We start from the raw sequence: 20,965 nt of genomic DNA on the forward strand, positions 1-20,965 counted from the left end.
AAATATCGTTGTGCCGCTCGGTGAATTTCGCAATTGTTTGGTGCGGGCCATCGCTTGCACAATCCAGCGTATCACTGGCCTATTCCACAACCACCATGAAAAATACACCTTTGCCTGTTGCGCTGATCGCGTTCGCCTTCGTTCCGCCGGCCTGTGCCGTGGCGGCACCGGCCGTCGTCTCGTCGCCGGACGGGCGCACGGCAATCCGGATCGAGCACGACGCCAGCCGCTTCAGCATTACGCGTGGCGGACAGGCCGTTATTGCGCCGTCGCCGCTGGGACTGGAGTTCGATGGCGCCCCCGAGCTGGGCGAACTGGTGCTGGAGGAACGGAAGGACGTCGAGGTCGACCGGGCCATTCCGCTGGTCGCCACCAAGGCGGCGCAAGCGGCAGACCGTTATCGTGGAGCGACGCTGGTGTTCCGCGAGCGCGGCCCTGCGGGACGACGCTTGTCGATCGAGCTGCGGGCTTATAACGACGGCGTGGCGTTTCGTTACCGTTTCGATAGCACCGGACCAGTGCGGCTGCGCGGGGAAAAGACGGCCTTCGTCCCGGCGGGAGATCCCGAATGCCTGGTGACCGTGGCGGACCGGGCGCACGAAGCAACGTTCGAGCGTATGAAGGTGTCGCAGCTGCGTGCGGGGCAGGGGTATGACGTGCCGCTGGTATGTACCGCGCCGTCTGGCCGGACCGCTTACGCTATCACGCAATCAAACCTGGCCGGCTATACCGGCGCTTCCCTGAGCCGCGAGGGCGATGCACTGAGGCTGCGGCTGTCGGCGCCGCCGGGGCGTAGCGCGCCGGCCTTCGTCTCCCCGGCGGGACTGACCACCGCCTGGCGCGTGGTGATGTTGGGAGACCGTGTCGGCGATCTGATCGGCTCCCACCTGATCGGCAACCTGAATCCGGCGCCGGACGGAGACTTCAGCTGGGTCAAACCGGGCAAGGCAGCCTGGGACTGGTATTCGGGCCCGCTGGCGGGCATGAAGCCGGACATGGACAGCTATAAGCGTTTCATCGATTTTGCGGCGGACGCAGGCTTGCCGTATTACCTGATCGACGCCGGCTGGGCCTGGGGCTCGGGGCCGGATTGCTGGATCGCGCTGCCCGGCACCGACATCACCCGTGCCGCCGACGGCATCGACATGCCGGAACTGGTGCGCTATGCAGCGGCCAAAGGCGTGGGATTGATACTCTGGGCGCACTGGGAGCACGTGGCGTCGCGCATGGAAGAAGTGCTGGACACCTATGCGCGCTGGGGGATCAAAGGCGTCAAGATCGACTTCATGAACCGGGACGACCAGGACGTTGTGGCGTTCTACTACCGGGTCGCGGAGGCGACTGCCAGGCGCAAGCTTCTGCTTGACTTGCACGGCGCCTATGTCCCGGCCGGTCTGCAGCGCAGCTACCCGAACTTCATCACCCAGGAGGGCGTGCGCGGCGCCGAATGGAACAAGATGGACAAGTCCGTTACGCCGCGACATAACCTGATGCTGCCCTATACCCGCATGCTGGCCGGGCCGATGGATTACACGCCCGGCGGCTTCCGTAACGGCACCCCGGCCAGCTTTGCGGTACGCGAAGTGAACCCGCAGACGCAAACCACGCGCGGCCAGGCGCTGGCCATGTACGTGGTGTATGACAGCCCGCTGCAGATGGTATCCGACGCCCCCGACACCTATCGAAATGCCGGCGGCTTCGATTTCGTGCAGCGCGTGCCGACCGCATGGGACGACACGCGCTTCCTGTCCGGTACCCCGGGCCAGGACATCGTTCTGGCGCGGCGCAAAGGCAGCAACTGGTATCTCGGCGCGATGAGCGCGCAGGAGGGCGAGCGGGTTGAACGCGTGGCGCTCGGCTTCCTGCCGCCTGGGCGCTACCGCGCCACCGTATGGGAAGACGGCGACACGCCAGACGCGGTGCATCGCATTGAGCGCGAGGTGACTGCACGCGACGTGCTGTCGCTGCGGCTGGCGCCAGCCGGCGGCGCGGTCGCGATCTTCGAACGCATGCCCTGAACGCCGGCGTCGCGCCGGGACTCCCGGTCCAGTGTGTTGAATTTTATCCATCGTTTTGCGAATTATCGCAATTGCGGCCGAGTATGAATGTTTGCAATATATAGAGAACCTGCTGATGGCCCAGGCCGCCGCGGGCGACGCGCAGCACAAACAAAAAGCACCAAATAGGGGATATTCCATGAGGAGACAAACGATGAGGTACCAGAATTCGGCAATTGCCATTGTCTGTGCCACGCTGCTGGCCGCCTGCGGCGGAGGCGGTGGCGGCAGTGATGGCGGGACAGTGCAGACGATGGCTTTCAGCTTCCCGGGCGGCGCCGAAGTTGCCATTCCGCCTGAAGTGGCAAGCACCACCTTGAAGGCCACTGCCAGTTCCGGCGGCCCGGTGACTTTCACGTCGAACACGCCGGACGTCTGTTCTGTGAGCGGCGACAAGCTATCGCTGCTGAAAGCGGGCGAGTGCTCGGTGACTGCCACCCAGTCCGGTTTCGAAGGCTACGCCCCGGTTTCGCAACGCCAGCTTTTCGTTATCCCCAAGCGGCCGCATATGGTCGCCTTCCGCAATCCGGGAGCGCAGGCGCTCGATTCGCAGCCGGTCGTACTGGCTGCAACTTCCGACCTGGGCCGGCCCGTCACCTTCTCTTCGAGCACGCCAACGGTGTGCACCGTCAGCGGCAGCACTTTGACCAAGGTTGGCAATGGCCTGTGCACCATTACGGCCCAGTCGGAGGGCGGCGACATTTTTGCTACGGCGACCATGGTCAAGAATATTCCTATCGGGACCGAAAAGGCGCCGACGCTGACGCACTTCAGCGGCTTCAAGGATGCTTCGACCACCAGGGAAGGGGGCGCCATCAATGGCTATGCCGGCGTGAACCTGAACGGTTGGTGGTGTAACGGCTGGTGCGACCAGGTCCTCTCGGACGATGGCAACAACCTCAAGTTCACCTTCAACGTCAAGCTGGACAAGCCGAACGACGGCAGCTGGATCGGCGGCTACTATGGGCTGCACGTGCTCGGCGCCGGGCTGAAGGAGATCTCCAAGGTCGGTCCAATGATCAGTGGCGTGCGAATCGACTCGCAGGCGTCCATGAAATTCAGGATTGCGCAGAACGCCGAGTGGATCAACACGGGCAACAACACTGTCAACGTCGACCTGGTCCTCGGCCACTTTGCGCTGAAGAACGGCAAGGATGCCTGCAATGTGACACTGCGCTCGAAGGTCAAGCCTGCCAGCACCGACGCCGCCGACTACACGGTCTCCCTGCGGGATGTGACCGTCGCAGAGTCGTGCGGCCTGAGCGACATCAACACGTGGTATGAGCTGCAGGACTATCCAATCGTCCAGGTCTCGTTCAACGCCGACAGCATGAACGTTTCCGTCTCCAGCACTGCGCTGGACAAGCCGACCTACCCGACCCAGATCACGTTGACCGGCCCGATCACCTTCCAGTGACGCCGCCGGCAAGCCAAGCATACAAGACAGGATAAATATAATGAAAAGAAATGAGACAAGCAATGCCAGGCAGCCCCTCAAGATGACCGCGCTGGCTTTCGCCGCAGCGCAGCTTGCAATGCTGTGCGGCAGTGCCGCGCAGGCCCAGACCGAGGCAACGGAGCCGGCGGCCAAGGACGCTCCGGCGGTAGTGGTGGTGACAGGCCAGCGCCGCCAGGTCGAAACCGCGCAGCGCATCAAGCAGGAATCCGAGCTGATCGTAGATTCGGTGGTGGCCGATGAAGCAGGCAAGCTGCCGGACAAGTCGATCACCGAAGTGCTGCAACGCGTGGTGGGTGTCACCATGGACCGCAATCGCACGCGTACCGGCGCCAACCTGGCGGCCAACGGGCTGGGATTCGACGTGGAAGGCTCAGGCATCCAGGTGCGCGGCCTGTCCTGGGGTTCCTCGACGCTGAACGGGCGCGAAACCTTCTCGGCCGGCTGGCCCGGCCGTGAGTTGAGCTGGGGCGACGTGCCACCGGAGCTGATGGCGGGCGTGGACGTCTACAAGAATCCCTCCGCCGAGCTGATTGAAGGCGGCATCAGCGGCCAGGTCAACCTGCGCACCCGGCTGCCGTTCGACACCAAGGGCCAGAGCGGCGCGTTGACCGTGTCGGACAACTACACGGTACTGGGCAAGAAGAACTCGCCGGCTTATTCCGGCCTGTATTCGAACCGCTGGCAAACCGATATGGGCGAGTTCGGCGCGCTGCTGGACCTGTCGTACGGCAAGACCACCAGCCGTTACGATTCGATCGACCAGTCCGTCTACTACCCGCGCAGCAACCTGGTGCCCGGCCAGACGGTGTGGGTGCCGGTGGGCGCTTCCTGGGGCACCGGCACGGGCGAGACCGAGCGCAAGGGCTTCTATGGCGCGCTGCAGTGGAAGAAGAACGGCAAGGAAACCTCGCTGACCTACTTCGATTCCGCGTTCAATTCCACGAACTTCGGCAACAATATTTTCGCCGGCGGCGAAGATCCATATCTCACGAAATACACGGACGCCAAGTACGACAGCAATGGCGTCTTCCAGTCCGGCATCCTGACCTATCCGATCGGGGGCAAGGGCGCAAACCAGTTTGCCGAGGGCGGCCTGCGCATGGGCACGACCCGCAACTATAGCGACGTGAAAGGGCGTACGCGCGAACTGGCCTGGAACTTCAAATGGCAGGCCAACGAGCGCTGGTCGTTCCAGAACGACCTGCAGTGGGTGCACTCCACCAATTCAGGCGACTTCGGCATGATCAACCTCGGCACCTTCGTGCCGAGCATGGGCGTGGACGTTTCCGGCGCGCGGCCTGCGTTCAACTTCGACGACAAGGCACGCAATTTCCTGGCGAATCCAGCCAACTACTTCTGGGACATTTCCCAGCCGGACGTCAACAAGGCCAAGGCGGACCTGTATGCGTGGAAGGTGGACGGCAAATATGTCCTCGACCACGCCGTCCTGCGCGACGTGCGCTTTGGCATGCGCCTGACCAAGCGCTCTTCGAGGAAGGACAAGAACGCAGGCACCGGCTGGAAGTCCTTTTCCGAGGAATGGGGCGTGGCCAACACCAAGGTGGCCGGGCAGCTGCCAAACCCTGCTGACCTGGGCTGGCAGCGCAGCAACTTCGGCTATCTGCGCGACCCGCGCTACGCAGCGCTGGGCAGCGTGGAAACGTTCGCCTTCCCGATCTTCTTCAATGGCCGCATGAGCGCTCCGCCGACGATCGTGGTGCCGACCAAGGCCCTGATCCAGGACAAGCCGGCCGCCTACCAGAAATTGCTGACGGCACTGCGCTACAATTGCGAGGATGCCAATGCCATCAAGGGCACCAGCACCGATTGCTCCCAGATGGGCAGTGACTGGAAGCGCGATGGCTTCAGCGACGAGCCCAAATACGTCAGCGAGCACAGCGAAGGCACCCAGGCGCTGTATGGCACCTTGCGTTTCGGTTTCGACGACTGGAGGTATCCGGTGGAAGGCAATGCCGGCGTGCGCGTGGTTCGGACCAATACCGTGGCCCATGGCTACACGGTGTTCAAGCCAAGCTACAGCGACTCGACTCCGCCAAGCCTGCCGCGCTTCGGCACGATCGACGAACCGATGGACCTCAAGTCGAGCCACGTCGACGTGGTCCCGAGCCTGAACCTGAAGGCGAACCTGACGGACAAGCTGCAATCGCGCCTGGCGCTGTCGCGCGGCATCTACCGCCCCGGCTTTGACCAGCTGCAGGAGTACGTCACGCTGAGCCAAAACGTGACCATGGACAGCAGCGGCAAGAATATCAGCATGGTGACCTACACCGGCAAGAATGATGGCAACGTGAAGCTGGAACCGCTCAAGGCGAACAACGTCGACGTTTCGCTGGAATGGTATCCGGCGAACGGGCAGTCGCTGACCGCCGTGCTGTTCTACAAGAACGTCAAGGACATCATCATGTCCGAGACCTATACCAGGACGATCAAGGACCAGGCTGGAAATGAGCAGGACTTTGAGATCACCGGCCCGGCCAATGCCGCCAGGCTCTGGCTGGCTGGCGTTGAAATCGCGGGCCTGACCTATCTGGACAAGCTGCCCGGGCTGGCTGAACACCTGCCGGAGTGGGCGAAAGGGTTTGGCGTGTCCGCCAACTTTACCTACACGCACGGCAAGCAGGAGCTGTATCACCCGTTCAATATGCCTTACTGCAATGCGGGCAGCCTGTCGATCGGCGGCAACCTGTATGGCTGCGACACCAACGGCTTGCCGTTCAAGGATTTGCCGGTGCCGTATATGTCGAAGCGCGCCTTCAACGCGGCGTTCATGTACGATCGCGGACCGGTTTCGGCGCGCCTGGCATACAGCTGGCGTGACCGCACGCTGCTGGCTACAGGCGTGTACGGCGCTTCCGGCGACAAGGGCACCAGCGCCGATCCTGTGCGCATTGCCGCCAACGGCGGCGTGGCGCCGACGGACGTGGGCTGGGGCTTGCCGGTCTGGCAGGAGGCGGTAGGGCAGTGGGATGCGGGCATTAACTACCGCCTCAACGATCACCTCTGGGCCAGCTTCAACGTCAGCAACCTGTCCGACGTCGTCACGCGGCAGACCAACCAGCAGGCTCCCGGCAATATGGGCCGCTCCTGGTATGATCCGGGCCGCAGCTACCGGGTGTCGGCGGGTTATACTTTCTGACGCTGATCGCCGCGCCGTCGTGAGCCGGCGCGGCTTCAAAGGACCTTCTGATGAATATTCTCGCATCGATGATCGCATTGGCGGCCGGTATCGGCGCTCTGGCATGCAACGTCCAGGCGGCAGAAAAGACGGGCAAGCCGGCCGCCGCTGCCGCTGCCGCTGCTGCGGATAGCCAGCCATATTGCTTCTACCAGGACCAGAGGTTTTCGGAAGGGGCGCTCTTCAATGGCCGTGTGTGCAGCCATGCGAGTGAGGGCAAAGCGGGGGATATGGCGTGGTTGCCGCAGGAAGCGGCTGAATTGTCCGGCATGCTGCGCGACCTTGACCGGGCCCGCCTGCAAACGCAGCTGCTGCAGTCCCGGACCATCCTGGCCGAGACCGAGGCGCGCTACAACGAAGCGGTCGTCAAACTGTCCGGAAAGAAGTGATGATCATTTCTTCTGCCACCGATTACAGGGAAGCGGCGCGGCGCAAGCTGCCGCCGTTCCTGTTCCACTACCTTGATGGAGGCGCCGGCACGGAGACCACGCTGCGGGCAAATGTCGACGATCTGCAGCAGGTCAACCTGCGCCAGCGCGTGCTGAAAGGCTCGGAGGAGCTGGACCTGTCGACCGAGTGGTTCGGCGTGAAGCAGGACTTGCCCTTGGCGCTGGCGCCAGTCGGCCTTGCCGGCATGTATGCGCGCCGCGGCGAGGTGCAGGCAGCCCGTGTCGCGGCGGAGCGCAATATCCCGTTCATCCAGTCCACCGTTTCGGTTTGCCCCTTGAAGGAAGTAGCGGAACATTCGCCGAGGCCGCTGTGGTGCCAGTTGTACGTGCTGAAGGACCGCGGCTTCATGCGCGACTACCTGCAGCGGGCGCGCGAGCTGGGCATCAGGACCCTGGTGTTCACCGTCGACATGCCAGTGCCCGGCGCGCGCTACCGCGATGCGCATTCCGGCATGAGCGGCCGCAATGGGCCTCTGCGCCGGGTGCTGCAGGCCATGCTGCATCCGCGCTGGGCGCTGGACGTGGGCGTGCTGGGCAAGCCGCATGACCTGGGCAATATTTCGGCCTATCGCGGCAATCCCACCGGCCTGGCCGATTACCTGGGATGGCTGGCCGCGAACTTCGATCCTGGCATCGACTGGAACGACCTGCAATGGATCCGCGACGAGTGGCCGGGACCGATGGTCATCAAGGGCATTCTGGACGCACAGGACGCGCGCGAGGCCAAGTCCTTTGGCGCCGACGGCATCGTCGTTTCGAACCACGGCGGGCGCCAGCTCGACGGCGCCTTGTCGACAGCGCGGGCATTGCCGATGATCGCCGAGGCGGTGAAAGGGGACTTGACCATCTTCGCTGATTCCGGCGTGCGCACCGGCCTTGACGTGGTGCGCCTGCTGGCGCTGGGTGCGGACGGCGTGCTGATCGGCCGCGCCTTCGTCTACGCGCTGGCGGCCAGCGGTGCGGCGGGAGTGCGCAACCTGCTTGTCATCCTCGAGAAAGATATTCGTACCAGCATGGTGCTCACCGGCGTGAAATCGGTGCGCGATATCGGCGCCGACATCCTGGCCTGAAGTGCGGCTCCGGCCGCGCGAAAACGCCGCCGGAGCCGGATGCGAGGACGCTTATGGACGCCCGACCGCCAGGCCGCGGCCTGCGGTGCCCAGGTACACCACGCCGAAGGTGTTCATGTCGCCCACCACGGTTTCGCCGTTGGCGCCGTACTGGTGCGCCCAGTCGTTGATCTGCAGCCAGGTGTTGCCGATATCGGTCGAGCGGAACAGTCCGCGCACGCCGTTGACGGTGCCCCAGATGAAGATGGTCGGATACGTCGTGCCGCTGGCAGCCTTGCCGAAGCCGATGCCGGCGCAGGACGTCACGTTGCTCAATTTGGTAAACGACGAGCCGGAGTTGGTGGACCGCGCCAGGCCGTTGTTGTTCAACGGTACCCAGACATCGCCCTGGATGTTGGGAGCGACCTTGATGCGCGATGCACCCCATGCGTCCAGGTTGCTGACGTTATAGAAGTTCGCGCCGCCGTCGTAGCTGGCCCAGAATTTGCCGTTGCTGCGATCGTAGGCATAGAACAGGTTCGGATTGATCGAATCGGCGACCGGGAAGGCGTTTGGCACGTTCAGGTTGTTGACAGGGGTCCAGCTGGAGCCGTAGTTGAGAGAGCGGTAGCTGGTGCTGGAATCTTTCGGGCTGTGAATCAGGATGCTGCCATTGGCCGACAGTGCTACCTGGCCGTGCGAGCCGTTGGTGACGGCAGCCGCGCTCCAGTTGACGGAACTGTTCTGCGAGACCTGTACCTGCGAGCCGGCGCGCGCCATGATGGACGCATTGCCCGGTGCGATTGCCAGGCCGGTCGTGGTGCCCATCTTAGGGGCCAGGCGTTGGCCGTAGCCGTAGGTGTTGTAATAACGGAAGCCGTCAAAGTCGCCGATCACGCTGACCAGCGGGCCCCCCGGCACGCTGACCACGCCCAGCGGCACGGCTTCTTCCAGGCCTTTGACGTTAAAGGTCCAGGTTGGCTGCGCTGCGCCGACATTGGTGGTCTTGAACAAGCCATTGCCCGAGGTGACCCAGGCGCTCTGGCCATTGAAGGGATCGAAGACCACCGAGCCCGCCCAGTGGATCGATTCGTCGGCGATCCAGTCGATGCCGTCGGTTGCCTTGGTGGCATTGGCAATGACGTCGGTCCAGCTGGCGCCGCCGTTGGTGCTGAGGAAAATGCGGTCGCCATAATTGTTCCACTGGTTCCACCACATATTGATGGTGGAGGCGATCACGCGCTGGGGATTGGTGGCGTCGACGCTGATGCCGCTGAAAGCGTTCGTCATGCCGGACGGGGTCACGTTGCTCCAGCTGCCGTTCGAGACGTTGTACTTCCACACGCCGCCAGTGCTCATCGGCTGCTCATCGCTGACGGAGCCGGGACCGGCGCCATTGCCATAGGTAAGGTAAAGATTGCCCTGGCCGTCAAAAGCACCGCGCTGCGGCATGGCGTTGCCGGGTGCGCCGCTGATGGCGGTGAAGGTCTGGCCGGCATTGTCGCTGCGGTACAGGTTAGGACCGGCCGAGCTGTAACGCGATACGCCGACGATCAGGCGCTGGGCTACGCCATTGACGACACTGGTCGGGTCGGGCAGCACCAGGTTGACCCCGTTCTCATTCGGCGTGGTAGTTACGTTAAGGCTGTTCACGCGGGTCCAGCTGGCGCCGGAGTCGGTACTCTTGAACAGGCCGTTGTAGCGGGTGCCCGTATACAGGATGTTGCTGGAGCCGGGATCGAATGCCAGCCGCTCGCCGCTTTGGCGGCCGTAGCCGTTGCCGTGGGTCTTGAATTGCGCGGTGACGTCGGTCCAGGTGAAGCTCTGGCCGTAATTGGTTGACCGCATGATGACGGTGCGGCCGTTGCTGAAGTAGCTGGTGCCGGCCAGCAGCACGATGTTGGCGGCGTTCTTCGGATCGACCGCCATCGACTCTATGCCCATCAGGCCCATGTCGGCTTCCGACATCCAGTCCATCAGCGGCACCCATTTGCCGGCACCTTTGTCCCAGCGATAGGCACCGCCCACGTCGGTACGCGCATACACCATGCCCTGTTCGGTCCGGGCCGGGAAGATGCCGGTGACGAAGCCGCCGCCGCCCATTGGGACGACGTCCCATTTATAGCCGGCTGCATTTTGCGCAAGTGCGCTGGCTGCGCTCAGTGCCGTGGCCAGCACGAGCAAAGATTTTATCCATTTCATTTTGATGTTGTCTCCTTGTTCTTTCATTAATCGGATGTCCGCCTAGAGAACCGAACGGACATCCAAGCGTATTGCGCCACCGGCACTGCCGATAACGCGCGCACGGGAATTCCTAACAAATTCTGAAAATTGAAGAATTTCTGCGGGAAGTGCTAGTAGCTCTGCGAGGGCCTTTCGTATGGCGTTGCATTTGCTTGAATGTAGATGTACAGTATATATGGAAAACATCTACCAAGGAGAGAATAGTGAAGAGACGGGAAATACTGAAACACCTGGGTGCGGCCATTCCCGCGCTGGCCGTGACGCACTACGCAAGCGCAACGGCCGGGGGCTCGCCGAAACACGAAGCCATGGCGCGCGGCCCCTTTGCACCGAACTGGGACTCGCTGGCCGAGTACCGCACGCCGGACTGGTTCAGGAACGCAAAATTCGGCATCTGGGCGCACTGGGGGCCGCAATGCGAACCTGAATTTGGCGACTGGTATGCGCGCGCCATGTATGAAGAGGGCAGCGATGCGTATAAATATCACCTGAAGAAATACGGCCATCCTTCGCAGTTCGGTTTCAAGGACATCATCCACCAGTGGAAGGCAGAGCGCTGGGACCCGGACGCCCTGGTTTCGCTGTACAAGCAGGCCGGCGCCAGGTACTTTGTTGCACTGGCCAACCACCATGACAATTTCGACCTGTATGCCAGCAAGCACCAACCGCAATGGAATTCGACCAGGCTGGGTCCGAAGAAGGACCTGATCGCGGGCTGGGGCGCGGCCGCCAGGCGCCACGGCCTGCGGTTTGGCGTCAGCGTGCACGCGGCGCATGCCTGGACCTGGTACGAGACAGCGCAGGGCGCCGACAAGTGGGGCCCATATGCCGGCGTGCCCTACGACGGAAAACTGGGCAAGGCGGACGGCAAGGACCAGTGGTGGCAAGGGCTGGACCCGCAAGCCTTGTACGCGCAGAACCACGCCTTGAGCAAAACCAGCCATACCCACGAGCTGTGGGATTGGGGCAATGGCGCCTCGGTTCCGGACCAGGCGTACTGTGAAAAACTGTACGACCGCACGATTGAACTGATCAACAACTACGACCCCGATCTGGTGTACTACGACGACAGCAAGCTGCCGCTTTGGCCAGTCAGCGACGTCGGCCTGCGCATGGCGGCGCATATGTATAACCGCAGCATCTCCAGGAGGGGCAAGCTGGAAGCAGTCGTCAACGGCAAGGTGCTCGATGCACAGCAGCGCAAGAGCATGGTGTGGGATATTGAAAGGGGCCAGAGCAACGTGATCGAGCCATTGCCCTGGCAAACCTGCACCTGCATCGGCAGCTGGCATTACGACAGGCGGGTGTACGACAACAAGGGCTACAAGAGCGCGCAAACCGTGGTACACACCCTGGTCGACGTGGTCAGCAAGAACGGCAATTTGCTGCTGAGTGTTCCGGTCCGCGGCGACGGCACGATCGATGAACTGGAGCGGGGCATTGTCGAGGAAATAGGCCGCTGGCTCGCGGTCAACGGCGAAGCGATTTATGACACGCGGCCATGGTCGGTGTTCGGCGAAGGGCCGTCCCTGGCCGAATCGTCGCCGCTCAGTGGACCGGGCTTCAATGAAGGCAAGGGCAAGCCGTTCACCTCGGACGATATCCGATTCACCACGAAGGGCGAGGCGGTGTACGCGATCATCATGGGCTGGCCGGCCAGCGGCAAGGTGGCTATCAAAAGCATGCAAAGCGGCACTCCGCGGATGAAGCAGGCGGTGTCGCGGGTCGACCTGGTAGGAGGGAATGCGCTGGCCTTCACCCAGACGCAGGATGGCTTGCAGGTTGCCTTGCCGGCCAACGCGCCGGCGCTGCCTTATGCCTTCGCGCTGAAAATTACCTGAAGGGGCTCCATGCATAAAGTTCTAATGGCGACAGCTTGCCTGCTGTCGCTGCAGTGTACGCAAGGTTCTGCCCTGCAGGTCACGGATGAAGAACGCTCGGCGCTGAAGTCCCAGTCTGATTCGGGCAGCCTGGCGCCGGAATTGCGTTTGCCGGCGGAGGACATGCGCTGGTGGCAGGATGCGAAATTCGGCATCTTTGTCCATTGGGGGCTGTACGCCATTCCCGCGAAAGGGGAATGGCATATGCATAACGACAAGGTCGCTCCCCAGGAGTACGCCAAGCTGGCAACCCTGTTCAAACCGAAGCATTTCAATGCGGACAGTTGGGCACAGGCGGCCAAGGATGCTGGCGCGCAGTATATGGTGATGACAGCGCGCCACCATGACGGGTTTGCCATGTTTGCCAGCAAAACCAGTTATCGCAATTACGACTCCGGCCACGCCGCGGCGCACAAGGACTTCATCGCCGACTACGTCACGGCGGTGCGGCAGCGCGGCATGCGGGTCGGTATCTATTACTCGCCCATGGATTGGCGCTTCCCCGGCTATTTCGATCCCAAGGGATTGCCGGACAATGCGGCCCTGATGAAGAAGCAGGGCTATGGCCAGGTGCGCGAGTTGATGTCCAACTACGGCAAGATCGATATCCTCTGGTATGACGGCGGCTGGCTGGCGCATCGCGGCAGCGATGCCGACGCTGCCTGGTTCTGGCAGCCGGAGATCCTGAATGCCGAAGTGCGCAAGCTGCAGCCAAAGGTCGTGATCAATCCGCGTTCGGGTTGGCAGGGCGACTTCGATACTGAGGAAGGCGGCGGACCGGTCACCGGGCCGATTCGGCAGAAACCCTGGGAGAAGACGTTCTCGATCGGGCCCGCATGGGGGTACGTAGCGGGCGATGCCATGAAGCCGGGCCAGGTAATCCGCCTGGTGGTGGACGCCGTGGTAAGGAACGGCAACGCCCTGGTCAATATCGGACCTGATGCGGACGGCCGGATTCCGGAGAACCAACTGCAGACGCTGCAAGGCATCGGCGCCTGGATGCGCGTCAATGGCGAGGGGATTTTCAACACGCGGCCTGGTCCCTTCCAGCCTGTCGACGGCGTATACGGCTCGACCATGCGCGGCAAGAATGTCTATGTTCACGTGCTGTCCTGGCCTGGCGACAGCCTGCAGCTGCCGCCACTGCAAGGAAAGGTCGTTTCTGCCAGCACCCTGGCCGGTGCGCCGGTGCGTTTTAGCCAGAGCGGTGGCGACATCGTGGTCAGCGTGGACGCCGCCAGGCGCGATGCAGTCGATACGGTGATCAAGCTGGAAACCAATGCCCCTTGACGTTCAGGAGCCGCTGCCGGCGAAGGTGCGGCTCACCCGCTGCAGGTGGGTGCGCATGGCTTTGCGGGCCGCGGCCGGGTCGCGGGCGGCAATGGCGTCGAAGATGGCGCGGTGGTCGAGCAGGGTGGCCTTGCGCAGCTCTTCGGTGCGGTAGTGTTCCTTGAGCCGGTGCCACAGGTTGCTACGCTGGCGCCACAGGTAATCGATGACGCCGACCAGCGCCGCATTGCCGCTGGCGCGCGCAATCGCAAGGTGGAAGTTGCGGTCGGCCTGTTCGTTGCTGGAGCGGTCTTCGTGACTGCGCTCCATCTCCAGCATGGCGGCCAGGATGGCGTCGAGCGCTGCACCGCTGGCGTTCTTTGCAGCCATGGCGGCGACTTCGGTTTCGATGACGCTGCGGGCGGACAGCACCTCGAACGGTCCCGGGCCGGCTTCCGGTACCGCGGCCGGCGATCCTGGTTCCTGGTTGACGTAGACGCCTGATCCACCGCGCACCTCGACCACGCCGCCCAGTTCCAGGGCAATCAGTGCCTCGCGCAACGAAGCTCGACTAACTTCCAGCAAGGCGGCCAGCTCGCGTTCCGGCGGCAGGCGCGCGCCGGCGGAGATGCCTTGTCGCCGTATCAGCTCCTGGATGCGTTCGGCGACTAACCGGTACATGCGGGCTTCCTGCGCGCGCGCTGGCGTTGGCTGGGTTTCGCTCATGGCGTAGTTCCTTTGATGCGGTAGAAGCGGCGGGCGTTGTTGCCGAATACCGCTGCCCGCTGTTGTTCATCCAGGCCGGCCAGCAAGGTTTCGCTGGCGTCGATCCAGCCTGCGTAATCGGCCGCTAGCCGGAGAACCGGCCAGTCGCTGCCCCACATCACGCGTTGCGGGCCGAATGCCTGCAAGACGTGGTTCGCGTAGGGCAGCAGTTGCTGCACGGTCCAGCCGTCACCGGCCTCGGTGACCATGCCGGAGAGTTTGCATTCGACCTGCGGCAGCGCTGCCAGCCGGGCCAGGTCGCGCAGCCATTGCGCATCGGGCATGCCGTCCATGGCCGGCTTGGCGAGGTGGTCGATCACGATCGGCAGCGCGGGATGGCGGCGTGCGAAGGCGTACAGTGCCGGCAGGTGGCGCGGCAGAACCAGCGCGTCGAAACTGAGGTTGTGGCGCAGCATGGCTTCGACCGCCGGCGCCAGGGCTGGATCATCGATCCAGTCGTCTGACAGGTCCTGCAGCATGGGGCGCAGGCCGCGCAACTTAGGATGGGCTGCCAGTGCGGCGATGTGTTGCGCTGCATCGGGCGCCTTCAGGTCGGCCCAGCCGACGACGGCCTGCACGAAATCGTGGCGTTCGGCCAGGCCAAGCATGTAGCGGGTGTCCGCTTCGTTGGGCATCGATTGCACCAGGACGGTGGCCTCGATGCCGTTTTCCTGCAGCAGTGGGGACAGGTCGCCGGGATTGAAATCGCGGTGGATGGGCGCGAGCTCGGGCGGCGGCCAGGCGCCGTCGCGGGTGGCCAATTGCCAGAAATGCTGGTGGGCGTCGATGCGTGTCATGGTTCAGCGCTTAATGTATCAGGGAGGGGCGGCATGGCGTGCGCCGGAATGATTGCTCCGTGATGCCCCACCACGGCGGCGGCAAGGGTGCAGGCGAATTGCGCGGCCCGGATAGCGTTTGCGCCAGCCAGCCGCTGCGCCAGGTAGCCGGCATTGAAGCTGTCGCCGGCGGCGGTGGTGTCCACTGCCTGGACCTCAGGTGCCGGGACATGCACGGTCGTGCGGACCGCGGCGCCGCCAAGCAGGCAACCTCCCGCGCCCAGCTTGAGCGCCGCTTCCGGCACGCCCAGCGATTCAATGCGCTGCAGCGCCTGCGCGGAATTGCCGGCGCCGTGCAGCACCGCCTCGTCTTCAAAACTGAACAGGGCATGGGTGCAGGCCCGCGTGGCGCGATCCATCCATTGGGCGGCAGTGGCCGCGTCCCACAGGGCGGAGCGGTAATTGTTGTCGAGGGCGACCCAGCCGCCTGCCGCGCGCACTTTTTCGGCCAGGGCCAGCAAGGCCGTGCGGCGACCATCGTCCAGGATCGCCAGCGTGATGCCCGTCAGCAGCAGGGCGCGGCACTGGGCCAGCCCGGCCTCGAGTTGCGACAGGTGCGCGGCGGCCAGCATGGAGCGCGCGGCTGACTGCGCTCGCCAGTACGCGAAGCGGCGTTCGCCGTTGGCGTCGGTCTCTATCGCATACAGACCGGGCGTGCCGCCCGGCCGGGTTTCGACCAGGCTGTCGTCGATGCGTTCGGCCCGCATATGCTTGCGGATCAGGATGCTCATCGCATCGTCGCCCAGCGCGCTGACGTAGCGCACCGGCAGGGCAGGGGCCAGCCGCTTCAGGTAGACCGCCGTGTTGTAGCTGTCGCCGGCTGCAGCGTGGATGATCGTACCGTTCGACTGCGGGCGCAGTTCCAGCATGCATTCGCCCACGGACCAGAATGCGCCGTTCATGCTGCGTAATCCGTCGCAGGCCGCGCCGCGGCGATGCGCAGCGCCGCTCGCAGGCGTGGCTGCGCCAGCGGCAGTTGCATCCGGTTGGCCAGCGCGAGTACAGGCAGCAGGCGGCGCCGCTTCTTTTCTTCGTGGTTCTGCGCGATATCGGCCAGCCGGTGCGCGAGGAAGGGATTGTTGAAGCGGTCGCGCACCTGCGCCAGGTAGGCGCTGGCGATATTGCCTTCGCCCCGTGCCTGGAACACGGGCAGCACTTCCTCTTCCCATAGCGCTTCCAGTTCCGCGCGCAATGTTGTATCGGCCATGGCCTGCAGCACGGTTTCGTCTTCAGGACGCCCCCAATGCAGCCACTGTTCGGCGAGGAACGTATGCCCCAGGTTCAACAGGAACAGCTTGCGCCGTTCATACGGCTCCAGTTTGTCAGTCACCACGATCTGGGGATGGGTGCAAGGGAGCACCATATTCTCCTGCGCCTCGATGACCCAGATTGCGTACGGCTCCGCTACTGCGCCGGCCGGCTCGATCGGTTCGGAAACGATGCGGTCGACCAGTGAGTTGACCCACACGCAGGTATTTTCCAGGTAGGCCAGGAAGGCATTGCCAAGCTGCCATTCGCTCGCCAGCTTGCACACCAGGGCGCGCAGCACGCTGCCGTTGTTGGCCACCAGTTCGCACGGATACAACGTGAGCGGCGCCGCTCCGTGCAGGTAGCGGTAATGCAGCAGGTCCAGCAGCTTGGCGGGGAAGCTGCGCGGTGCCATTGCGGCGCCAAGCAGTTCCGGGCCATCCTGTGCGGACAGCTCGTAGCCGCGGTCGCCGGTGTTGGAGACAATTACCTGTACCGGTCCCGCCGCCAGGGCGCGAACCGCGGACCAGTCGCGATCGGCGTGCAGCCCCGCCGCGATGGAAGTGACGAGGTGTTCCTGGTCGACCACCACGCCGCTCTCGATGCCGCGAATGCGTACCGGATAACCGGCGGGTGCGTTGAACGCTGCCAGCCGCTGCGCGCTCTGGGCGCTGCCGGTGCTCTGCACGACGGTGATCTTGCCTAGCGCCCGCTGCTGCGCCAGCGCCTGGTGCACGAACAAGTCCACATGCGCCTGGAGGAAACGGCTGGTGCCGAATTGCAGGATCGGGGTGGACATGGCTTATACCTCGACGATGGCCTTGATCACGCCTGCGGCGGGATCCATCCATTGCGGCAGAACTTCGACGAAATCGGCCAGCGTGGTGCGGTGCGTGTTCATCAAGCCGGTCGGGACCTGGCCGGCCTTCATTGCCGCCAGCACCGTGCGGAAGTCGTCGGCGGTGGCGTTGCGGCTACCCAGCAGGCTGGTTTCGCGCTTGTGGAATTCGGGATCGGCAAAGGAAATGCGGTCCAGCACGATCGACACCAGCACATAGGTGCCGCCATGGGCGACGAATTCCAGCCCGCGTTCCATCGCCTTCGCATTCCCGGTGGCGTCGAACACGACGTCGAAGAATTCGCCCCTGGTCAGTTCCGACAGCCGGGCCTTGTCTTCCGCGCCGACGGCGACGGTGTGCGGCACGCCGAGCGCCTTGCGGCAGAATGCCAGGCGGTCTTCGCGCGCATCCAGTATCGTCACTTTGCCGCCCTGGAGCTGGGCGAACAGGGCGGCGGCGATGCCGATCGGGCCGGCGCCGGCCACCAGCACGGTATGGCCTGGGCGTACGTTGCCGCGGCGCACGGCGTGGGCGCCGATCGCCAGGAATTCCAGCATGGCTGCATCGTCAAGGGAGATGCCGTCGGTCTTGAAGACGAAGCGCTCAGGCAGCGCGAGGTACTCGGCCATGCCGCCGTCGCGGTGCACGCCCAGCACCTGGATATTGGTGCAGCAATTGCTCTTGCCCTGGCGGCAGGCGACGCAGGCGCCACAGGACAGATAAGGCATCACGTAGACCTGGTCACCGGGAGCCAGCTCGCTGCCTGCAGGGGCGCTGACCACTTCGCCCGACAGTTCGTGCCCCATGACCCGCGGATACTGGAGGAAGGGTTGGGTGCCGCGGAAGATATGCATGTCGGTGCCGCACAAGCCGATGCGGCGCACGCGCAGCAGCACCTCGCCTTCGGCCGCCCGGGGCAATGGACGTTCTACCAGCTGCAGGTCGCCCGGCGACTGGCATACGACGGTTTTCATCATGTTTTTTCCGTATCGAAGTTGGGACGTGCTTGCATTGTACGGCATATATGCCATACAATCGAGCCATCGGTGCGTTAAATTGAGTGCCCCTGTCCGTAAGGAAATATCCATGCCTGACCCGACGCCTGCGGCGCCACGCCTGCTGTTAATGGCCCCCGAAGACAACTGCCTGATTGCCCGGTTGCCGCTGGCAGCTGGCGAGGCGCTCGAGATCGATGGCGCGCCGGTCACCCTGCCGGAAGCGATCCCGCTGGGCTACAAGGTGGCGCGCCGCGCGCTCAAGGCCGGCGAGAAGGTGCTGCGCTACGGCGCCATCATTGGCACCGTATCGGCCGATGTGGCGCGCGGCGCCATGCTGCACACCCATAACCTGGTCAGCGATTACATTCCCACCCTGGCGTCGGACGCCCATTCCTTCATCGGGAGCACCCACTGATGCCGCACGCTTCACTGCCAGCAATGTCCGGATACCTGCGCGCCGACGGCCGCAAGGGCATCCGCAACGTCGTCGCCGTTGCCTACACCGTCGAATGCGCGCACCACGTGGCGCGCCTGGTCGTCAACGCATTCCCCGGGCAGGAAGTACACCTGATCGGCTTTCCCGGCTGCTATCCGAACGATTACGCCGACCGCATGATGAAGCGCCTGGCGACCCACCCCAACGTCGGCGCTGCGCTGATCGTCTCGCTGGGCTGCGAGAGCTTCAACCGGCGCGGCCTGGAAGAAGCGGTTGCCGCCAGCGGACGTCCGGTCCACACCATTACCATCCAGCAGAACGGCGGCACCCGCACCAGCGTGGCCGACGGCATCGAGTGGGTGCGCTGGGCACGCCAGTCGCTCGATGCCCAGCAACGCGTGCCGATGGGACTTGACGAACTGGTGGTGGCCACCATTTGCGGCGGCTCGGACAGCACCAGCGGCATCACCGCCAATCCCGCCGTCGGCGTCGCATTCGACCAGTTGGTAGCCGGCGGTGCCGCCTGCATCTTCGAAGAAACCGGGGAACTGGTAGGGTGCGAGTTCCATATGAAGCGGCGTGCCGCCACGCCGGAACTGGGCGACGCCATCGTGGCCTGCGTGAACAAGGCAGCGCGCTATTACACCGTATTGGGGCATGGCAGTTTTGCTCCCGGCAATGCCGATGGCGGCCTGACCACGCAAGAAGAGAAGTCGCTTGGCGCCTATGCCAAGAGCGGCGCGTCGCCGATCAGCGGCATCCTCAAACCCGGAGACCAGCCCGATGGCGGCGGCCTCTACCTGCTGGACGTGGTACCCGATGGCGAGGTGCGTTTCGGCTTCCCGAACATTTCCGACAATGCGGAAATCGTCGAACTGATTGCGTGCGGCGCCCATTTGACGCTGTTCACCACCGGCCGCGGTTCGGTGGTCGGCTCGGCGATCGCACCGGTGATCAAGGTGTGCGCCAATCCCGATACTTACCAGCGCCTGTCCGAAGACATGGACGTCAACGCCGGCCGCATCCTGAGCGGCGAAGCATCGCTGGAGCAGGTTGGTACCGAGATCGTGCAACTGGTGGCCCAGGTAGCCAATGGCGAGCAGAGTTGCTCGGAATCGCTGGGGCACCAGGAATTCATCCTCACCTACAAGCAGTTCGAGCCTTCCGGCCCCGGATGCTTCCCGTTGAAAGCAGCATGAGATGCAGGCTTGTGACAAGCGCATCCTGCCGCGCGGCGGCCTTTCCCTGACCAGCCTGGGCCTGGGTTGCGCCCAGTTGGGCGGCTTGTACCAGGCGATGGACGAAGCCGAGGCGCGCGCCATCGTCGATGCCGCCTGGGACCTGGGCATCCGCTATTTCGATACCGCGCCGTATTACGGCTACACGCTGTCCGAGCGCCGGCTGGGCGCCGCGTTGCGCGAGCGGCCGCGCGACAGCTACGTGCTCAGCACCAAGGTCGGCCGGCTGCTGCTGCCAGACGCGAACGTCCGGCCTGGCGAAAACGGCTGGGCCGAACCGTTGCCGTTCCGACCCCATTTCGACTATTCCTACGATGGCGTCATGCGCTCGCACGAGGACAGCCTGCAGCGCCTAGGCATGGACCGGATCGACATCCTGTACGTGCACGATATCGGCCGTGCCACGCATGGCGAGCGGCACGCCCACTATTGGGACCAGTTGACGCATGGCGGCGGCTTCCGCGCCCTGGCCCAGCTGCGTGCAGAAGGCAGCGTCGGCGCCATCGGCCTTGGCGTGAACGAATGGGAAGTGGTGGTGCAGGCGATGCTGGCCTGCGACATCGATTGCGCGCTGCTGGCGGGCCGCTACACCTTGCTCGAACAGGCCGCCATGGCGCCGCTGCTGGACCGCTGCGTGGAGCGCGGCATCGGCATCGTGATCGGCGGGCCGTTCAACTCCGGCATCCTGGCGGGGAACAGGAAATTCAATTACGAGGATGCGCCGCCGCAGGTCGTGACGCGGGTCGAGGCAATTGCTGCCGCCTGCGCCGCGGCGGGAGCGCCGATCCAGGCCGCTGCCTTGCAATTCCCGATGGCGCATCCGGCTGTCGTGGCCTGCATCCCGGGCGCGCAAAGCCCGGCCCAACTGCGCCAGAACGCGCAATGGTTCGCGCAGCCGCTGCCTGCCGCCTTATGGGACGCACTGGCGCACGCCAGCCTGATCGACGGCCGCGCACCGACGCCGCGCGGCACCTGACAATTTTGATTGACGTGTGAAGGAAT

General features: G+C 64.0%; 16 protein-coding genes. 10 read left to right on the top strand and 6 right to left on the bottom strand.

Features of this window, described 5'->3' with window-relative positions; all coding sequences use genetic code 11:
* The first annotated feature begins 95 nt into the window (after window positions 1–95).
* The 5 genes from ACN9MZ_RS13350 (at window position 96) to lldD (ending at window position 8,231) form a co-directional block, all read left to right on the top strand.
* Window positions 96–2,018, top strand: a complete 1,923-nt coding sequence (locus ACN9MZ_RS13350; RefSeq protein ID WP_426342574.1) for a glycoside hydrolase family 97 catalytic domain-containing protein — start codon at window positions 96–98, stop codon at window positions 2,016–2,018.
* A 193-nt stretch (window positions 2,019–2,211) separates the two neighbouring features.
* On the top strand, window positions 2,212–3,474 hold the full coding sequence (locus ACN9MZ_RS13355) for a hypothetical protein (RefSeq protein ID WP_426342575.1): 1,263 nt from the start codon (window positions 2,212–2,214) through the stop codon (window positions 3,472–3,474).
* Between the two features lie 40 nt (window positions 3,475–3,514).
* On the top strand, window positions 3,515–6,673 hold the full coding sequence (locus ACN9MZ_RS13360) for a TonB-dependent receptor (protein ID WP_426342576.1): 3,159 nt from the start codon (window positions 3,515–3,517) through the stop codon (window positions 6,671–6,673).
* 50 nt (window positions 6,674–6,723) lie between these two features.
* Window positions 6,724–7,101, top strand: a complete 378-nt coding sequence (locus ACN9MZ_RS13365) for a hypothetical protein (protein ID WP_426342577.1) — start codon at window positions 6,724–6,726, stop codon at window positions 7,099–7,101.
* Window positions 7,101–8,231 (top strand): FMN-dependent L-lactate dehydrogenase LldD, encoded by a 1,131-nt coding sequence (lldD, locus tag ACN9MZ_RS13370; protein ID WP_426342578.1) that lies wholly within the window; start codon window positions 7,101–7,103, stop codon window positions 8,229–8,231. The genes ACN9MZ_RS13365 and lldD overlap by 1 nt, the downstream gene beginning before the upstream one ends.
* Before the next feature lie 51 nt (window positions 8,232–8,282).
* On the opposite strand, the gene ACN9MZ_RS13375 is transcribed toward lldD, so the two are convergent.
* On the bottom strand, window positions 8,283–10,412 hold the full coding sequence (locus ACN9MZ_RS13375) for an exo-alpha-sialidase (protein WP_426342579.1): 2,130 nt from the start codon (window positions 10,410–10,412) through the stop codon (window positions 8,283–8,285).
* Window positions 10,413–10,657: 245 nt separating this feature from the next.
* Here ACN9MZ_RS13375 and ACN9MZ_RS13380 point away from each other — a divergent pair, with 245 nt between their 5' ends.
* Window positions 10,658–12,295: an alpha-L-fucosidase gene (locus ACN9MZ_RS13380; RefSeq protein WP_426342580.1), complete on the top strand. Its 1,638-nt coding sequence runs from the start codon at window positions 10,658–10,660 to the stop codon at window positions 12,293–12,295.
* A gap of 9 nt (window positions 12,296–12,304) precedes the next feature.
* The gene (locus ACN9MZ_RS13385) at window positions 12,305–13,624 is read left to right on the top strand and encodes an alpha-L-fucosidase (RefSeq protein WP_426342581.1); all 1,320 of its coding nucleotides are present in this window, start codon (window positions 12,305–12,307) and stop codon (window positions 13,622–13,624) included.
* 3 nt (window positions 13,625–13,627) lie between these two features.
* Here ACN9MZ_RS13385 and ACN9MZ_RS13390 read toward each other — a convergent pair whose 3' ends face one another.
* From ACN9MZ_RS13390 to ACN9MZ_RS13410, 5 genes are read right to left on the bottom strand one after another with little or no spacing between them, the layout of a single operon-like run.
* Complete coding sequence (locus tag ACN9MZ_RS13390) at window positions 13,628–14,329, bottom strand: FadR/GntR family transcriptional regulator (RefSeq protein ID WP_426342582.1); 702 nt, start codon at window positions 14,327–14,329, stop codon at window positions 13,628–13,630.
* Window positions 14,326–15,165, bottom strand: a complete 840-nt coding sequence (locus tag ACN9MZ_RS13395) for an amidohydrolase family protein (RefSeq protein ID WP_426342583.1) — start codon at window positions 15,163–15,165, stop codon at window positions 14,326–14,328. Before ACN9MZ_RS13395 ends, ACN9MZ_RS13390 begins: the two co-directional genes overlap by 4 nt.
* Window positions 15,162–16,106: a sugar kinase gene (locus tag ACN9MZ_RS13400; protein ID WP_426342584.1), complete on the bottom strand. Its 945-nt coding sequence runs from the start codon at window positions 16,104–16,106 to the stop codon at window positions 15,162–15,164. Before ACN9MZ_RS13400 ends, ACN9MZ_RS13395 begins: the two co-directional genes overlap by 4 nt.
* Window positions 16,103–17,251, bottom strand: a complete 1,149-nt coding sequence (locus ACN9MZ_RS13405) for a mannitol dehydrogenase family protein (protein ID WP_426342585.1) — start codon at window positions 17,249–17,251, stop codon at window positions 16,103–16,105. Before ACN9MZ_RS13405 ends, ACN9MZ_RS13400 begins: the two co-directional genes overlap by 4 nt.
* Before the next feature lie 3 nt (window positions 17,252–17,254).
* Window positions 17,255–18,265, bottom strand: coding sequence for a zinc-binding alcohol dehydrogenase family protein (locus ACN9MZ_RS13410; RefSeq protein ID WP_426342900.1), 1,011 nt, complete (start codon window positions 18,263–18,265; stop codon window positions 17,255–17,257).
* Window positions 18,266–18,377: 112 nt separating this feature from the next.
* On the opposite strand from ACN9MZ_RS13410, the gene ACN9MZ_RS13415 reads away from it, so the two are divergent.
* From ACN9MZ_RS13415 to ACN9MZ_RS13425, 3 genes are read left to right on the top strand one after another with little or no spacing between them, the layout of a single operon-like run.
* On the top strand, window positions 18,378–18,704 hold the full coding sequence (locus ACN9MZ_RS13415; protein ID WP_426342586.1) for a UxaA family hydrolase: 327 nt from the start codon (window positions 18,378–18,380) through the stop codon (window positions 18,702–18,704).
* A complete protein-coding gene (locus ACN9MZ_RS13420; protein WP_426342587.1) occupies window positions 18,704–19,924 on the top strand; it encodes a UxaA family hydrolase in 1,221 nt (406 codons plus the stop codon). The genes ACN9MZ_RS13415 and ACN9MZ_RS13420 overlap by 1 nt, the downstream gene beginning before the upstream one ends.
* 1 nt (window position 19,925) lies before the next feature.
* Window positions 19,926–20,939, top strand: a complete 1,014-nt coding sequence (locus ACN9MZ_RS13425) for an aldo/keto reductase (protein ID WP_426342588.1) — start codon at window positions 19,926–19,928, stop codon at window positions 20,937–20,939.
* Window positions 20,940–20,965 lie beyond the last annotated feature (26 nt).

This window comes from Pseudoduganella sp. S-14 (genome assembly GCF_049913285.1).
In the GTDB taxonomy this organism is placed as follows: Bacteria; Pseudomonadota; Gammaproteobacteria; order Burkholderiales; family Burkholderiaceae_D; genus Rugamonas.

Bases quoted from the DNA above. Each gene is read 5' to 3' on its own strand.
- ACN9MZ_RS13350 (WP_426342574.1), top strand. From the start codon at position 96: ATGAAAAATACACCTTTGCCTGTTGCGCTGATCGCGTTCGCCTTCGTT.
- ACN9MZ_RS13355 (WP_426342575.1), top strand. From the start codon at position 2,212: ATGAGGTACCAGAATTCGGCAATTGCCATTGTCTGTGCCACGCTGCTG.
- ACN9MZ_RS13360 (WP_426342576.1), top strand. From the start codon at position 3,515: ATGAAAAGAAATGAGACAAGCAATGCCAGGCAGCCCCTCAAGATGACC.
- ACN9MZ_RS13365 (WP_426342577.1), top strand. From the start codon at position 6,724: ATGAATATTCTCGCATCGATGATCGCATTGGCGGCCGGTATCGGCGCT.
- lldD (WP_426342578.1), top strand. From the start codon at position 7,101: ATGATCATTTCTTCTGCCACCGATTACAGGGAAGCGGCGCGGCGCAAG.
- ACN9MZ_RS13375 (WP_426342579.1), bottom strand. From the start codon at position 10,412: ATGAAATGGATAAAATCTTTGCTCGTGCTGGCCACGGCACTGAGCGCA.
- ACN9MZ_RS13385 (WP_426342581.1), top strand. From the start codon at position 12,305: ATGCATAAAGTTCTAATGGCGACAGCTTGCCTGCTGTCGCTGCAGTGT.
- ACN9MZ_RS13390 (WP_426342582.1), bottom strand. From the start codon at position 14,329: ATGAGCGAAACCCAGCCAACGCCAGCGCGCGCGCAGGAAGCCCGCATG.
- ACN9MZ_RS13395 (WP_426342583.1), bottom strand. From the start codon at position 15,165: ATGACACGCATCGACGCCCACCAGCATTTCTGGCAATTGGCCACCCGC.
- ACN9MZ_RS13400 (WP_426342584.1), bottom strand. From the start codon at position 16,106: ATGAACGGCGCATTCTGGTCCGTGGGCGAATGCATGCTGGAACTGCGC.
- ACN9MZ_RS13405 (WP_426342585.1), bottom strand. From the start codon at position 17,251: ATGTCCACCCCGATCCTGCAATTCGGCACCAGCCGTTTCCTCCAGGCG.
- ACN9MZ_RS13410 (WP_426342900.1), bottom strand. From the start codon at position 18,265: ATGAAAACCGTCGTATGCCAGTCGCCGGGCGACCTGCAGCTGGTAGAA.
- ACN9MZ_RS13415 (WP_426342586.1), top strand. From the start codon at position 18,378: ATGCCTGACCCGACGCCTGCGGCGCCACGCCTGCTGTTAATGGCCCCC.
- ACN9MZ_RS13420 (WP_426342587.1), top strand. From the start codon at position 18,704: ATGCCGCACGCTTCACTGCCAGCAATGTCCGGATACCTGCGCGCCGAC.
- ACN9MZ_RS13425 (WP_426342588.1), top strand. From the start codon at position 19,926: ATGCAGGCTTGTGACAAGCGCATCCTGCCGCGCGGCGGCCTTTCCCTG.